Origin of the sequence: Niallia sp. MER 6 (assembly GCF_023714395.1) — a bacterium.
GTDB lineage: Bacteria > Bacillota > Bacilli > Bacillales > Cytobacillaceae > Niallia.
Map to the genome: position 1 here is coordinate 20,249 of NZ_JAMAUK010000038.1, position 14,675 is coordinate 34,923.

The window sequence follows — 14,675 nt, forward strand, 5'->3', positions numbered from 1 at the left end:
GATTGCATATCTATTTTTACGAGAATAATTTATAATAAGGAGATGCTTTTGTATTTGAACCTTTAGATGTTCTAATAAACATAATCCTTATAACAAAAAGGAACAGTAAAAAGCAGCAGCTGCAATGAAAAAGGAGAATAAAATGAGTAACCAAACCCTTTTAAATAAGATGAAACCATTTATAGAAGAAAACTGGGCTAAACAAGGTTTTCAAAAACCAACAACTATTCAAGACAAGGCTATTCCGGAGATTTTAGATGGCAAGGACATCATCGCTGAATCGCCAACAGGTACGGGAAAAACATTGGCATACTTGCTGCCGGTATTAAATAAGATTAACGCAGAATCCAAGGCTATGCAGGCAGTAATATTGGCCTCTTCTCAGGAGTTGGTTATGCAAATTCTGGCTGAGGTTCAAAAATGGGGAGAGAACAGCGGTGTGAGATCTGCTTCGTTCATTGGCGGAGCTAATGTAAAAAGGCAATTAGAAAAGCTGAAGAAAAATCCTCATCTTGCTATTTGCACACCTGGAAGGGCTTTGGAGCTTATTAAGCAAAAGAAGCTAAAAATGCATGAAGTAAGAACAATTGTCCTTGATGAGGCTGATCAGCTTCTCGTTCCAGAGCATATTGAATATGTACGCCAAATCATTAAAGCGACACAGAAAGAGGAAAGACAGGTTGTAATGTTCTCAGCAACGTTGACAGACAGAACAGAAGCGCTTGGCAAGGAACTGCTTTTAGATCCAGCAGTTATTCGAGTTAAAAAGGATACTACTATTGAAGCAGCAGATGTGCAGCATATATATTTTCAGGCAGAGCATCGAGACAAAATTAAACTGATGGAGAAAATCTCTCGTCTTGAAAATGCAAAGGTGCTTGTTTTTATTAAGGACATTGGAAATTTAGATGTGCTTCATGAAAAATTAGCCTTCAAGGAAATTAAAACGAGCAAGCTCCATAGTGATCTTAACAAGATGGACAGGCAAAAATATACAAGACTGTTCCGGTCTGGCAAAACGAGTATGCTGCTGGCAACAGATGTTGCAGCACGCGGGCTAGATATCCAAAATATAACCCATGTTGTGCATTTTGATTTTGCAAAAGATAAGACCCAATATATTCACCGTTCCGGCCGAACAGGACGATTCGGTAAAGAAGGTACAGTCATCAGCCTTGTAACAGAAAGAGAAGAACGGGAATTGAAGCAAATGCTGAAAGAATTAAAACTTCCCCTCAAACGCAAAGTATTTTATCAAGGTGAAATTACAGACGTACAATAAAATAATCAACTCAAATGCCGCTAAAAAATTAGCGGCATTTTTTTATTTTTATGCCTGCAAATTTTTACTACATAATATTGGAGAATTTTCACAAGATAAGACAAGAATAATATTTTGCAGGTGAATTAATATGGTTACATTTGTTTATTTATTGCTGATTGGCATGATGGGAAGCCTTACCCTGATTTTAGATATGTTCGTATTTCATGACAGCCTAAAGAATTGCTTTATGAACATATATAAGGCTGAAGTTGGAGCAGGAGCAATCACTATTGTCTTAACAGCAGGCTTTGGCTTTATCTGGTCTGTAGTGGTTGATTTCAGGAGGCTGAAAAAGAAGCTGCAGGGAAACAAAACCAATGCTTGAAACTATTTATGTTAAAAACTAAAGGAAGTGGAGTCCAATGCTCAAAGAGAACATTTCTTTAAGCCAATTAGCAGCATTAGTATTCAATTTTCAAATTGGCAGCTCCATTGTTTTCGGACTTGCATTAGACGCAAAAGAGGATGCATGGATTGCTCTCTTTATTGCATTTGGCTTTGGGATTTTCATCACTATGTTTTATTTATATTTAAGCTCACTGCTTCCTGGGAAAAATTTGTATGAGATGTTTGAGTACTGCTTTAAAAGACCGATAGCAATATGTATTAGCTTCGTGTACATCATTTATTTCTTGTACTATGCTTGCCGGATTATAAGAGACTTTGGAGAATTGATATCTGCGACGGTACTGCCGACCACTCCCATTGAATTCAGTACTTTTACACTGCTACTTGTGATAGGTTATGTGCTCTATTTAGGGATTGAGGTGCTGGCAAGGACATCTGAGATATTCACACCATATGCGATTATTTTTATGGTCCTATTAATTGTGTTTTTATATTCGGGGAAAAACCTGGATATGACAAATGTCAAACCTGTTTTAGGAGAAGGATTCAGCCCTTTATGGAAGGTGATTTTTCCTTATGAACTCGTACGTCCATATGGCCAGCTGCTTATTTTAACATTCATCCTTCCGAGTGTATCCAGATTAGATCAGAGCGCCAAAGTCGTAATGTCCAGCATGATTATTTCCAGCCTTTTGCTGATAGCATCATCTATGCTGATTATTCTGGCGTTAGGTCAAAATATTGCTCTTCGTTCTAATTTTCCGCTGTTGAGCGCTGCCCGTCTTATCTCTATTGGGGAATTCATTCAGCGGGTTGATGCAATTGTTGTTTTTACAATGGTGCTAGGGACATTAGTGAAAAGCTCTATTTACATATATGGAGGATTGAAGGGACTAGAGTATGTATTTTCGATTCCATTTCGCTTTTTTGCAATTCCCGTTTCATGTTTAATTTCACTATTCTCGATTTTTATTGCAAAAGGCTATTCCGATCATATTAACGAAGGACTGCTTTCCAATCCTTTCTTGCTGCATGTACCGCTGCAATTTGGGCTGCCTGCATTGTTATTAGTTATCCTGCTCTTTAAAAAATGGAGAGGGAAAAACAATGGCAAACAGATGAAGGAAAGGAATATGTAAAGTAACTTGCTGTGCAATAATCCATAAGGTGTTGAGCGTATGCTAAAGGAAAATATTTCATTAAGCCAATTAATCACATTAGTTATAAATTTCCTGCTCGGCAGCGCTATTGTAGTCGGAGTAGGGTTAGAGGCGAAGCGGGATGCATGGATGGTCGTAATTGCAGGCTTTTTTATCGGAATCCTCATCATGTCTGCTTATTATTTTTTGCTGTCTTTGCAGCCTGGAAAAAACCTCTTTGAAATAATGGAAATTTGCTTTTCCAGACCTGTAGCAGTCGTTATGTCTCTCGTATACATTTGCTACTTTCTGTATATAGCATGCCGGGTAATTAGAGATTTTGGAGAGCTGATTTCAGCAGCGATTCTTCCGTTAACGCCCATTGAAGTTACAGTAGTTCTGCCTGTCCTTGTCATAGGTTATATCCTCTATATGGGGATTGAAGTGTTGGGACGAACCTCTGAAATCTTTACACCATATACATTTGCCTTCATGCTCTTGTTGTTTATTTTCTTGTATGGGAGCGGAAATATTGAGCTGGACAATCTTCAGCCAGTTGCTTCAACCGGTTTTATGCCAATCCTGAAAGCAATCATTCCCTCTATCTCTGTTTTTCCCTTTGGGGAGCTGATTGCATTCACAGTGGTCCTTGCAGATGTGACGAACTTCAAGTACAGCAGGAAAGTAAGCCTTATGGGTGTTACCATTGCTAGTTTCCTGCTGCTTCTGTCTGTGTTTTTAATCGTCACATCTTTAGGTGAAAACATCGCCCTTCGTTCCAATTTTCCCCTGCTTAGTGCAGCGAGGCTTGTGAGTATTGGTGAATTTATTGAACGGATTGATGCATTAGTCGTCTTCATTATCATGCTCGGAATTTTAATTAAGAGCTCTGTCTTTATTTATGGCGGTCTCAAAGGATTAGAGTATGTATTCAATAAGCCATACCGGTTTTTTTCTATCCCAGTTGCCTGCATCGTCTCGATCTTCGCTGTTTTTATTAGTAATGACTTTGCAGACCATATAAAAGAGGGTCTTTATGTGGATATATTTATCTTACATCTGCCATTGGAATATGGGTTCCCAATTTTAGTGCTGGCTACATTACTGTTTAAAAAGTGGAGGAAAGACCGAGGCTCAGGCAAGGAGGCAAAAGCATGAAGAAGTTCTTGAAAAAACTGCTTTCCATCAACAGCAAAAAACAAATACCTTCTAATACGAAACCGACAAAAGCGGAAGAAATTGAAATGAAAGAAATCAGCTTTGAAACCGTGAAGGACGAGATTAAAAGGATTTTTGGCAATACAGCAGATTTAAAGGCAGATGATGTATTAGTAGGTAAGTCAGAAGCGATTATTTTTTATTTAGACACGGTCATCAATACCGACTTTCTCAAGGATATGCTTGGACAAACTTTGGAAAGTCCTGTTGAACAGGATATTAAGATTACGAGTGAAGAAGAATTGCGAGCATTTGGGAAAAAAGCTTTTGGTGTGTCAGGCTATAAACTTATTAATACAATCAGTGAAATGACAGAGACAATTCTTGAGGGAAGAATTGCTGTTGTTATAAAAGGGATACCGGCTGCACTCACTATCAGCTTCATCAACAGTGAAGGAAGAACCGTTTCGGAGCCGACTACACAAACAGTTGTAAGAGGTCCAAAGGATGCATTTGTTGAGGACATATCAACCAACATTAATTTAATCCGGAAAAGGATAAAAAACCATAATCTCCAGTTTGAGAAATTCAAGGTAGGAAATGAAACGAGAACGAGTGTGTATGTCGGCTCCATAAAAGGGGTTGTGAATGAAAAGATATTAGAAGAGGTGCGGAAACGAATAAAAGATATTAATATTTCCGCTGTTTTTGAATCTGCGAACATAGAAGAGCTCATTCAGGATAAATCGGCGACTGTCTTTCCTCTGGCTTTGAATACAGAGCGGCCGGATTCAGTCTGCTCAGCGCTTTTGGATGGAAAAATCGCCATCATAACCGACGGGACACCGTTTATTTTGCTGGTGCCTGCCGTACTGACAGATTTCTTTATTTCATCTGAGGATAATTACCAGAATTATTTCATGTCCAGCTTTATCAGGATGATCCGTTACCTGTCGTTTATGATTGGTTTGCTGATGCCTTCTGCCTATGTAGGAGTATTAACCTTCCACCCAGAGCTTTTGCCGACAACTTTGCTGTTAAGCGTAATTGCCCAGCGGGAGGGTGTGCCGTTCCCGGCAGTTATTGAAGTATTTATTATGGAGATAACCTTTGAAATTCTCCGTGAGGCCGGTGTCCGCATGCCAAGGGCAGTAGGTCAGACAGTATCCATCGTTGGAGCATTGGTAATCGGGCAAGCTGCAGCAGAAGCGGGAATCATTTCTAATATTATGGTAATTATTGTAGCGATCACAGCGATTGCTAACTTTGTCTTTCCGAATTACAGCTTTGCGAATGCCTCCCGGTTGATACGGTTCGTGCTTATTATTGTTGCATCGATACTCGGATTGTATGGAGTATTACTTGTGCTGATATTTATGGTTGCCCACCTTAGCTCGCTCCGTTCCTTTGGTGTGCCGTACTTGGCGCCAGTTGCACCGTTTATTGTCGAGGATCAAAAGGATATATTTATTCGCACGCCAATCTGGTTTCAAAATAAGCGGCCTGCCTATTTAAGTCCTAGCAGCACAGATAAGCAAAAGCCGCAAGGTTCACCATCTCCTCCTAAACAGACGAAAGGAGGAAGCGGGGATTGAAGCTTTATGGAAAACTGCTTATCTCCATTATGATTGTTTTCCTTTTGAGTGGCTGCTGGGATCGGAAGGAACTGTCAGAAATTAAACTCGTTTCAGGGATGGCGGTTGATAGAGGAGATGACGGCAAATATAAAGTGACGGTAGAGGCATTAAATGCAGCAGAATTGAATTCACGGACGAGCGGAGGCAATGCTCCTGCATTAGTAGAAACGATTGAAGGAGAGACCTTATCGGAAATCAGTCATCAATTCAGCCAGTATTATGCTCAATACCTTGTTTTTTCTCATATGAAGCTCCTCGTTATTGGAGAAGATGTAGCAAGGACTGGGATGATTGATTTTATTGATTATTTAGAAAGAAACAGGGAGCTTCGTGATGACTTCAAAATTCTAATTGCAAAGGACACGAAAGCGTCCGATGTGTTAAAGGTGACAAATCTCTACCGGAAATCCTCTTCTCTGAAGTTGTCGACACAGCTTGAAAACATGTTCCAAGACTGGGGCGGAGATCCGGATATGAGAATAAATGACTTTATCAATGACATCACTTTAGAAGGGAAGGAAGCAATTTTAAATGCAGTAGTTGTACAAGGAGACAAGAAAGTTGGAGCAACTGTTGAAAATATGAATAATGTTACACCAGAAGCAATCGTACTAGTTGATTCCCTTGCGGTTTTTGACAAAAAGAAGCTAGTCGGCTTTTTGCCAATAGAGGACACTCGAGTGTATTTATGGATAACAAATAAATTTCAAAATACAACCTTGACAGTACAATGCGGGGATGATGAATATAGTGCTGTGAGAATTATCCACTCAACAACAGATGTCCAGACGAAAATGGATGGAGTAATACCTGAATTCAACATCAATATTAAAGCAGAAGGCTATATTGAAGGCACACAATGCTTTAAAGCATTGGATAAAATAGAGACCTTTCAAAAGTATGAAGACCTTGTCAGTAAAGATGCATCAGAAAAAATTAAAAGCACAGTCGAAAAAATGCAAAATGAATATGGGCTGGATATATTTGGATTCGGAGAAATGATGAGAAGGCAGCATAATGACCAGTTTGCAAAGATAAAGGACGACTGGAACAAATACTTTTCAGAGGCCAAAGTAAATGTGGACTTTGAGTTCATCTTAAGAAGGACAGGAATCAGGTCAGACAGTTTCCTTGACGAAGTAGAGAAATGACGAAAAATAATAATGATTCCCAAAATTTAATATAATTGCTTGAAATATGAAATAGATATGATATTCTGTATGTACAAACGAAAATTAAATGAGAAATCATCACTAGGGGATCCCTTGATAAGGGCTGAGAATAAAGTAGCTACTTTTAAACCCTCATAACCTGAACAGGTTCGTACCTGCGTAGGAAAGTGGAAGATTGTTTTGTTATGTACTTTTACTGTTCATACAATCAAAAGCCACTTTCCTACGGGATAAAGTGGCTTTTTTTATTGGAAAAAGGGAGGATTGGAGGGATGGCTACCAATTAAAGTTGAGTAATTTCATAGGTAAAGGTGGTTATTGATGAAATGAAGCTTATTGCCATAACAAATGATGCTTATTCAGTAGAGGAAACATGCACTAAAATACTGGAGATTCATGATTATGTTGATTTTATTCATATAAGAGAAAAGTCTAAATCGATGCTGGAGATATATTGTCTTTGTAAACAGCTTTTGGCAGGAGGGGCAGATAAACGAAAAATAGTTATCAATGGAAGGGAAGAAATCCTGCTTTTAGCCAATATGCTTCATGTTCATCTTCCCGAAAAGGGGTTTCTGATTGAAAGGACGCGCCGAAGGACAGCATGCCAGCTCGCCGGGAAATCAGTACATAGCCTTAAGGCAGCACTAGAAGCAGAAAAGGAAGGGGCAGATTATATTATTTACGGACATTGCTATGAAACGGACAGTAAAAAGGGGATGCCTCCTAATGGAATAAAGACATTGCAAGAAATCAAGCAGGCAGTCAAGCTTCCTGTATATGCAATCGGCGGGATAAGTGAGGACAAAGTGGCTGGGCTGTATGAATGCGGTGCTGATGGAATTTGCGTTATGTCAGGGATTTTTGCTGCAGGAAGTCCAAAGCTCGCCGCAAAAAAGTATCAAGAAAGGTGCAAAGAGTATGCAAACACGAAAATTTGAAGCTGCTGTTATTGGCGGCGGCATTATCGGCAGTGCAATTGCTTATCATCTATCCAGTGAAAACATTCAGACTGCCGTATTCGAGGCAAATGAGATTGGCGGGAAAACAACAAGCGCTGCAGCAGGAATGCTGGGTGCCCATTCTGAATGGGAGGAATTTAAAGAACTGTATCCATTTGTCGCAGACAGCCACAATTTGTATAACCAGTTGTCGCTGCAGTTAAAAGAGACTTGCGGGATTGATATTGAATTGAAAAAGGGAGGGATTCTTAATCTAGTCTATTCAGAGGAGGAAAAGAAAAAATTTAATTCTGTTCTTCACTTACCTTCTGTTTCATGGCTGTCTGCAGAGGAAGTTTGGGAAATAGAGAAGCATGTTAGCCAAGACATCTTCGGTGCTGTATATATGAAAGACGATGTCCATGTCACGCCGATATCTGCTTGTAACGGATTCAGCAAAGGTGCCTATCAGCTAGGTGCACAAATCTTTGAACATACGATTGTGCTTGAAGTGGAGCGATTTGGCAGTGAGTATCTTATAAAAACTACGAAAGGTGATTTCTATGCGGAAAAAGTAATCATTGCCTCTGGAGTATGGACAAATAAGTTTTTTGCTAAATTTGGACTTGAAAATGCCTTAGTTCCTGTTAAAGGCGAGTGCCTCTCTGTTATCAATGACCGATTGCCTTTGAGCAAAACTTTATTTCATGAAAAGAGCTATATTGTGCCAAGAAATAATAATCAGCTAGTAATAGGTGCAACACAGAAATGGAATGATTGGAATGAGTTGCCGAGCTTTGGCGGCATACAGGAAATCATGGAGAAGGCACGGAAAATGATGCCAGAGCTTGCATTAATGCGCCCAAGCAGGTTTTGGGCAGGGTTAAGGCCGCAATCCTTCGACAAAAGACCTTTTATCGGTGAGCATCCTGAAACCACAGGGTTATACTTTGCTGCTGGCCACCAGAGAAACGGCATCTTAATGGCACCAGCAACAGGGATGATGATAACAGATTTAATAATGGGAAGAAAGGTGAATGAGCTTTGGCTGAATGCATTCAGAATCGACAGAGCAGAGCATTCCCAAATGGAGAGGGTGTAAGAAATGAATATACAGCTAAATGGGAAAAGCATAGATGTTCCTGATGATATAGGAACATTGCAAGATTTACTAGTTTGGTATGGTTTGCAGGATCGAATGGTTATAGCTGAATTAAACAGAGAAATTATTAAGAAAGAAACCTATCAATCTACAGCACTTACAGAGAAGGATATTTTAGAGCTTATTCATTTTGTCGGAGGAGGATGAAATAAATGATGAAAATAGGTAACCGTACATTTCAGTCAAGATTATTGCTAGGAACAGGTAAATATCCATCATATGATATCCAAAAGGAAGCAGTAGCAGTATCCGGTGCAGAAATATTAACATTTGCACTCAGAAGAATGAATGTGTTTGAAGAATCTCAGCCTAACTTCCTGGAGAAATTGGATTTGACGAAATATGCCTTGTTGCCGAATACGGCTGGAGCAAAAAATGCAGAAGAAGCAGTACGAATTGCGAAGCTTGCAAAAGCTTCAGGTCTTTGTGACATGGTGAAAGTAGAAATAATCGGCTGCAGCAAAACACTGCTGCCAGATCCTGTTGAAACATTGAAGGCTTCAGAGAAGCTGCTTGAATTAGGATTTACTGTTTTGCCTTACACTTCTGATGATGTGGTGCTCGCTAAGCGCCTTGAGGAATTGGGAGTCCATGCTGTCATGCCAGGTGCGGCACCAATCGGCTCAGGCAGAGGGATAATTAATCCGCTAAATATCAGTCTGATTATCGAGCAATCAAAAATCCCTGTAATTGTCGATGCTGGCGTTGGTTCTCCAAAGGATGCAGCATTTGCCATGGAGCTTGGGGCAGACGGAGTGCTACTTAATACGGCAGTTTCCAATGCAGAAGATCCTGTGAAGATGGCAAGAGCCATGAGCCTGGCGATTGAGGCAGGAAGACTAGGCTTTGAAGCGGGGAGAATGGCGATGAAGAAATATGGAGAAGCGAGCAGCCCGGCAAGCGGACTGGTGACCTCATGATTGGCAAATATAAAAAGCAAGAGCTGTTTATTGGGGAATCGAGTCAAAAGAGATTGCAGGAAAGTCATGCCGTTATTTTAGGTGTGGGGGCACTCGGTTCATCGACAGCAGAGATGCTGACAAGAGCAGGCGTTAAAAAGCTGACAATCATCGATAGAGATTATGTGGAATGGAGCAATTTACAAAGACAACAGCTTTACACAGAGGAAGATGCAGCATTAAAGCTGCCAAAGGCAATTGCTGCAAAACGGAGACTAGAACAGGTAAACAGTGATGTGCAGATTGATTGCCGGGTTGAGGACATAACAGGCAAGAATATAGAAGAAATGATTAAGGGAGCTTCCATTATTATCGATGGAATGGATAATTTTGAAACAAGACTTATCATCAATGATGCTGCTGTAAAAATGAATATACCATATATATTCGGTGCCTGTGTCGGCAGCTATGGGCTGACATACCCTGTCATTCCTGGTGAGTCACCGTGCTTGCACTGTATTATCGAGCAGCTCCCAGCACAAACAGAAACATGTGACAGTGCTGGAATTATCAGTCCTATTGTCCAGCTTGTCGCAGCTTTTCAGGCTGCATACGCGCTGAGGGTTCTCTCAGGCAAGGCAGTCGAACCGATACTCGTATCCTATGATATTTGGAGTATGCAAAAGGCAGAGATTCATGCCGATAAACTGAAAGACCCTCATTGTCCCGCATGTAGCCAAAGGTTATTCTCCTATTTGGACACAGGTAATCAAACGAAAACAGATATATTATGCGGCAGGGATGCCATCCAAATCCGGCCGGGAGTTTCACAAAGCTTTGATTTGGATGCCCTTGCTAAAAGCATTCAGCATGTTGTTGAACATATGATTGTTAATCCCTATTTACTCGCTTGTGAGTTTGAAAAGCACAGGGTTGTCCTATTTAAAGACGGACGTGCCATTATCCATGGCACTGATGAGCGCTCAAGGGCAAGAGCCATTTACAGCAGACTCGTTGGATGATTAATGCCAGCCTAAAGACCTTTTGAAGAGAAGGTCTTTTTTTTATGCCGCCAGAAAGCTGAGCATCCACTAAGCCTCAAGTCTTAGAGAGAAATCAAGCGGAAGCACGTTATGAAAAAACGTGCTGAAAGCTATGATAGGAGTATGAAATGAAAGGAGAGATTGATGAAATGAAAAAAGTAGGTTTAGTTCTTATCGGGGCGACAGCGGCAATTATCCTTCTGTCACAGTTAGGCCCTCTAGTTGGGCTGATTATAAGCGGAGCATTGCTGTACCTTGTGTTCAAGCAATTTTTAAAGGCAGGCCATACAGGAGCGAAGATAGGATGGGGAGCATTAGGCATCATATTACTCTGTATCACTGCAAGTAATCTTCCTGCAATACTTGGTTTAGCTGCAGCGTACATCCTGTTTTTAGTAATTAAAAAGTGGAAAAAGCCGAGTGTCACAGAAAAAATCAATACCTCTGATGATCCGTTCCAGAATTTTGAGAAGCAATGGTCTGAACTTAACAAAAACTAAACAGAAAAGAGGAAAATAATTATGGCAAAACTATTAGAAAGAATCAAAAATGCAGTAATGGCAGATATCAATGAAGTGCTGGATAAAAAAGAGAACAAGAACCCTCTTGCTCTGCTCAATCAATATTTAAAAGAATGTGAAAAAGAGACAGAAAAGGTAAAAGGGCTTGTAAAGCGCCAATATGTATTGAAAGAAGCGTTCACAAAGGAGCTTAAAGAGGCTGAGGAGCTAGCAGCAAAACGTAAAAATCAAGCAGAAATCGCATCAAAAGCAGGGGAAGAAGAGCTGTTTGCCTTTGCTCAAACAGAGCAGCATCATTATGAAGAAAGAATTGTCCGCTTGATGGAATCACTGAAAATCACAGACCAGCAAACAAGTGAGCTTGAGGCAAAATACGCCTTGATGAAGCATAAGCTAAAGGATATGAATATCCGCCGCCTTGAACTGATGGGCAAGGAAAACATGACAAGAGCTTCCTATACAATTGATAAAGTTACAAATGAACAAGGAAAAGAAGGTCAACCAACAAGATTCGATGAACTGGAAACATATATTGAAGGCTTAGATAAGAAGATTACGAACAATTATTACCAGCATACAATTGATGAAAAAATCGCAATCCTAGAAAAAAAGCTAGAGGAAAAGAAAGATGAAACTTTCACATCTTGAAAAAAATGATATTCTTAAAAGGCGTAGGTTTTTTATACGCCTTTCCGAGTATAGATAAGACGGGAATGAAATTATATCTATAGCCGGAAGGGCGTAGCCACCATGAAGGGAAAGGAAGGAGGAGCTTTCATTGTTTGAAAGAATTAAGAAGGATTTTGCTGGCTGGTTTGTAGTTGTTGCCGGGTTCCTGCTTCTATTGGAAATTTTCGTTTTGCATCCAGGATTAATCTTTTCCTTTCTGATTTCCATCGGTCTGATGTATTACGGAAAACGGGGATTAAAGGGGAAAACAGGAAAGTTGATGTTTTGGGCTGGATTGCTCGTGCTGCTGATTAGTGTGCTCAATATGTTTACAGTGAAGTTCCTGTTATTCAGTCTCCTCTTTTATTGGTTTGTGCAGTTTATCCAGAACAAAAACAATAAAGAGGTAATCAAACCAATTATTAAGGAAAAGAAAGAAGGGGACGGAGAGGATATAATCATTAAAAAGGAGCCGATGTTTCGCAACAGGCTGTTCCATCGGAATGAAACTCCTGATCATGTTTATGAGTGGAAGGATATCAATATTCAAACAGGTGCAAGTGATACGATTATTGATTTGAGCTATACGGTACTGCCGCAAGGGGAAACAGTCATCTCCATCCGGAATCTTGTCGGCAATGTCAAAATATATATACCATATGATTTGGAGGTCAGCATCAACCACTCCGTCCTGTTAGGCTCTGCCTCTATCTTCGATGAAGTAAATGAAGGGAATGCCTTCAATCTGAATGTAATCAGAAGCAGCGCTGCCTATGACCAAGCGGAAACAAGAGTGAAGATCATCACCTCTTTTTTAGTCGGAAATTTAGAGGTGAAAAGAATATGAGCATCATACAACGGCAAATTATATGGGGAATAAGCATTGCATTAATTTTGCTGATTTTCACTTCTGCTGTCTTTTTGCTCGTGTTTCCGCCGGACAGCTGGAGTGATATTTGGGATAAACAGGTTCTTGATATTCCTTTTGTCTTGTTCGTCGTTAGTGCAGATGTGGCGATTGGGCTCTTTTTTGGAGTGTTGAGCGGTTACTCATGGAGAAAGCAGTTTAATGCTCTTGATGGTATGATTCACAGCGGGGAAAAGAATAAGGAGCTGGACCGGGAAAGCTCAGGCTTTTATGAAGAAATACATTCTTTAGGGACCAAAATAACAAGTGTGCAAAACAAGCTGAAGGAGCAAATTAAACTATCGCAGAAGCTTGTCACAGAGCAGGCTGAGAATCAGCATACAAGAGTTCAAGCTGTCATTGCTGATGAACGGAACCGCCTTGCCAGAGAGCTTCATGATTCTGTGAGCCAGCAGCTTTTCGCTGCCTCCATGCTCTTATCTGCTATCAACGAAAGAAGACAGCCTGATGGTGATCCTGTTGAAACAAAGCAGCTAAAGCTTGTTGAAGAGACCATTCACCAGTCGCAGCTGGAAATGCGGGCACTGCTGCTGCATTTAAGACCTGCGGCATTAAAGGATAAAACCTTAAAAGAGGGCATAATGGAGTTATTATCAGAGCTTTTGCAAAAAGTGGAAATGCAAATTACGTGGAAGCTCGAGGAATTTATATTGGATAAAGGTATAGAAGACCATTTATTCCGAATTCTGCAGGAATCTGTCTCAAATACACTCAGGCATGCTAAAGCAAGCAAGCTTGATGTGCAGCTGCTACATAGAGAAGAGTACGTCATCTTAAGGGTTATGGATGACGGCATCGGATTTGATGTGGAAGAGAGCAAAACAGGTTCTTATGGTCTGCAAAATATGCATGAGCGGGCAGCTGAAATCGGCGGCCAGCTGAAAATAATCAGCTTGCAGCAGCAAGGGACACGGCTTGAGGTGAAAGTGCCGATGATTTTAGATGAGGAGGAGAAAGGATGATAAGAGTTCTGTTTGTCGACGATCACGAGATGGTCCGGATAGGCGTTTCCTCTTACTTATCAGCACAAGCGGACATTGAGGTTGTCGGTGAAGCTGACAATGGAAGAACGGCCATAGATATGGCTTTAGAATTACGTCCTGACATCATCTTAATGGATTTAGTCATGAAGGAAATGGACGGGATTGAAGCAACAAAACACATTATCGAAGCGTGGCCGGAGGCGAAGATCATTATAGTTACAAGCTTTTTGGATGATGAGAAGGTATATCCAGCATTGCAGGCAGGAGCGACCAGCTATATGCTGAAAACATCGAAGGCAAGTGAAATAGCAGATGCCGTCCGCTCCACCTTCAAAGGACAAATTGTCCTCGAGCCGGAAGTCACTGATAAGATGATGATGAAGATGCGGGAGAAGCCGCAAAGCTTACTTCATGACGAACTAACAGCAAGAGAGATGGAAATACTGCTGCTCATGGCCGAAGGAAAAAGCAACCAGGAAATAGCAGATGCATTGTTCATTGCTATCAAAACAGTTAAGACCCATGTGAGCAATATTTTAAGCAAGCTTCAAGTACAGGATAGAACACAAGCCGTCATTTATGCCTTTAAGTACAGGCTAGTTGAATAAAAAATCCGCGAGGGAAATAAAGTGTACCCTTTGTAAAGGACATTTTATAAAAAGTCTATGCTGCTGTAAGAAGATGATCTCTGAATTGAACAGGGGTCATCTTTTTTAAGTTCCATTGGTATCTATAGTAATTGTAATAAATC

General features: G+C 40.5%; 17 protein-coding genes and 1 riboswitch. Of the genes, 16 read left to right on the forward strand and 1 reads right to left on the reverse strand.

Annotated elements, in window-relative coordinates; all coding sequences use genetic code 11:
* The first annotated feature begins 142 nt into the window (after window positions 1-142).
* From M3600_RS25475 to M3600_RS25550, 16 genes are all read left to right on the forward strand, one after another.
* Window positions 143-1,282 (forward strand): DEAD/DEAH box helicase, encoded by a 1,140-nt coding sequence (locus M3600_RS25475; RefSeq protein ID WP_233316286.1) that lies wholly within the window; start codon window positions 143-145, stop codon window positions 1,280-1,282.
* Between the two features lie 130 nt (window positions 1,283-1,412).
* Entirely contained in the window at window positions 1,413-1,649 is a 237-nt protein-coding gene (locus M3600_RS25480) for a hypothetical protein (protein ID WP_233316287.1), read from the forward strand.
* Window positions 1,650-1,686: 37 nt separating this feature from the next.
* Window positions 1,687-2,811: a GerAB/ArcD/ProY family transporter gene (locus M3600_RS25485; RefSeq protein WP_233316288.1), complete on the forward strand. Its 1,125-nt coding sequence runs from the start codon at window positions 1,687-1,689 to the stop codon at window positions 2,809-2,811.
* A 39-nt stretch (window positions 2,812-2,850) separates the two neighbouring features.
* Window positions 2,851-3,969, forward strand: a complete 1,119-nt coding sequence (locus M3600_RS25490) for a GerAB/ArcD/ProY family transporter (protein WP_233316289.1) — start codon at window positions 2,851-2,853, stop codon at window positions 3,967-3,969.
* Entirely contained in the window at window positions 3,966-5,564 is a 1,599-nt protein-coding gene (locus M3600_RS25495; RefSeq protein WP_233316290.1) for a spore germination protein, read from the forward strand. Before M3600_RS25490 ends, M3600_RS25495 begins: the two co-directional genes overlap by 4 nt.
* A complete protein-coding gene (locus tag M3600_RS25500; protein ID WP_237940666.1) occupies window positions 5,561-6,757 on the forward strand; it encodes a Ger(x)C family spore germination protein in 1,197 nt (398 codons plus the stop codon). Before M3600_RS25495 ends, M3600_RS25500 begins: the two co-directional genes overlap by 4 nt.
* A 94-nt stretch (window positions 6,758-6,851) precedes the next feature.
* A riboswitch (TPP riboswitch) is annotated at window positions 6,852-6,961 on the forward strand.
* 143 nt (window positions 6,962-7,104) lie between these two features.
* On the forward strand, window positions 7,105-7,719 hold the full coding sequence (locus M3600_RS25505; protein WP_233316292.1) for a thiamine phosphate synthase: 615 nt from the start codon (window positions 7,105-7,107) through the stop codon (window positions 7,717-7,719).
* Window positions 7,700-8,821, forward strand: coding sequence for a glycine oxidase ThiO (thiO, locus tag M3600_RS25510; protein WP_251648040.1), 1,122 nt, complete (start codon window positions 7,700-7,702; stop codon window positions 8,819-8,821). The genes M3600_RS25505 and thiO overlap by 20 nt, the downstream gene beginning before the upstream one ends.
* Before the next feature lie 3 nt (window positions 8,822-8,824).
* Complete coding sequence (thiS, locus tag M3600_RS25515; RefSeq protein WP_233316294.1) at window positions 8,825-9,028, forward strand: sulfur carrier protein ThiS; 204 nt, start codon at window positions 8,825-8,827, stop codon at window positions 9,026-9,028.
* Between the two features lie 5 nt (window positions 9,029-9,033).
* The gene (locus M3600_RS25520; protein WP_233316295.1) at window positions 9,034-9,801 is read left to right on the forward strand and encodes a thiazole synthase; all 768 of its coding nucleotides are present in this window, start codon (window positions 9,034-9,036) and stop codon (window positions 9,799-9,801) included.
* Entirely contained in the window at window positions 9,798-10,802 is a 1,005-nt protein-coding gene (locus M3600_RS25525) for a ThiF family adenylyltransferase (protein ID WP_233316296.1), read from the forward strand. Before M3600_RS25520 ends, M3600_RS25525 begins: the two co-directional genes overlap by 4 nt.
* A 149-nt stretch (window positions 10,803-10,951) precedes the next feature.
* Window positions 10,952-11,323 (forward strand): lmo0954 family membrane protein, encoded by a 372-nt coding sequence (locus M3600_RS25530; RefSeq protein WP_311315973.1) that lies wholly within the window; start codon window positions 10,952-10,954, stop codon window positions 11,321-11,323.
* Window positions 11,324-11,344: 21 nt separating this feature from the next.
* Window positions 11,345-11,992, forward strand: a complete 648-nt coding sequence (locus M3600_RS25535; protein ID WP_233316297.1) for a PspA/IM30 family protein — start codon at window positions 11,345-11,347, stop codon at window positions 11,990-11,992.
* 130 nt (window positions 11,993-12,122) lie between these two features.
* Complete coding sequence (liaF, locus tag M3600_RS25540) at window positions 12,123-12,860, forward strand: cell wall-active antibiotics response protein LiaF (protein ID WP_233316298.1); 738 nt, start codon at window positions 12,123-12,125, stop codon at window positions 12,858-12,860.
* Window positions 12,857-13,903 (forward strand): sensor histidine kinase, encoded by a 1,047-nt coding sequence (locus M3600_RS25545; RefSeq protein WP_233316299.1) that lies wholly within the window; start codon window positions 12,857-12,859, stop codon window positions 13,901-13,903. Before liaF ends, M3600_RS25545 begins: the two co-directional genes overlap by 4 nt.
* The gene (locus M3600_RS25550) at window positions 13,900-14,532 is read left to right on the forward strand and encodes a response regulator (RefSeq protein WP_237940670.1); all 633 of its coding nucleotides are present in this window, start codon (window positions 13,900-13,902) and stop codon (window positions 14,530-14,532) included. Before M3600_RS25545 ends, M3600_RS25550 begins: the two co-directional genes overlap by 4 nt.
* Window positions 14,533-14,587: 55 nt before the next feature.
* Here the strand turns inward: M3600_RS25550 and M3600_RS25555 are convergent.
* The coding region (locus M3600_RS25555; RefSeq protein WP_251646326.1) for an IS3 family transposase at window positions 14,588-14,675 on the reverse strand (88 nt) is incomplete at its 5' end.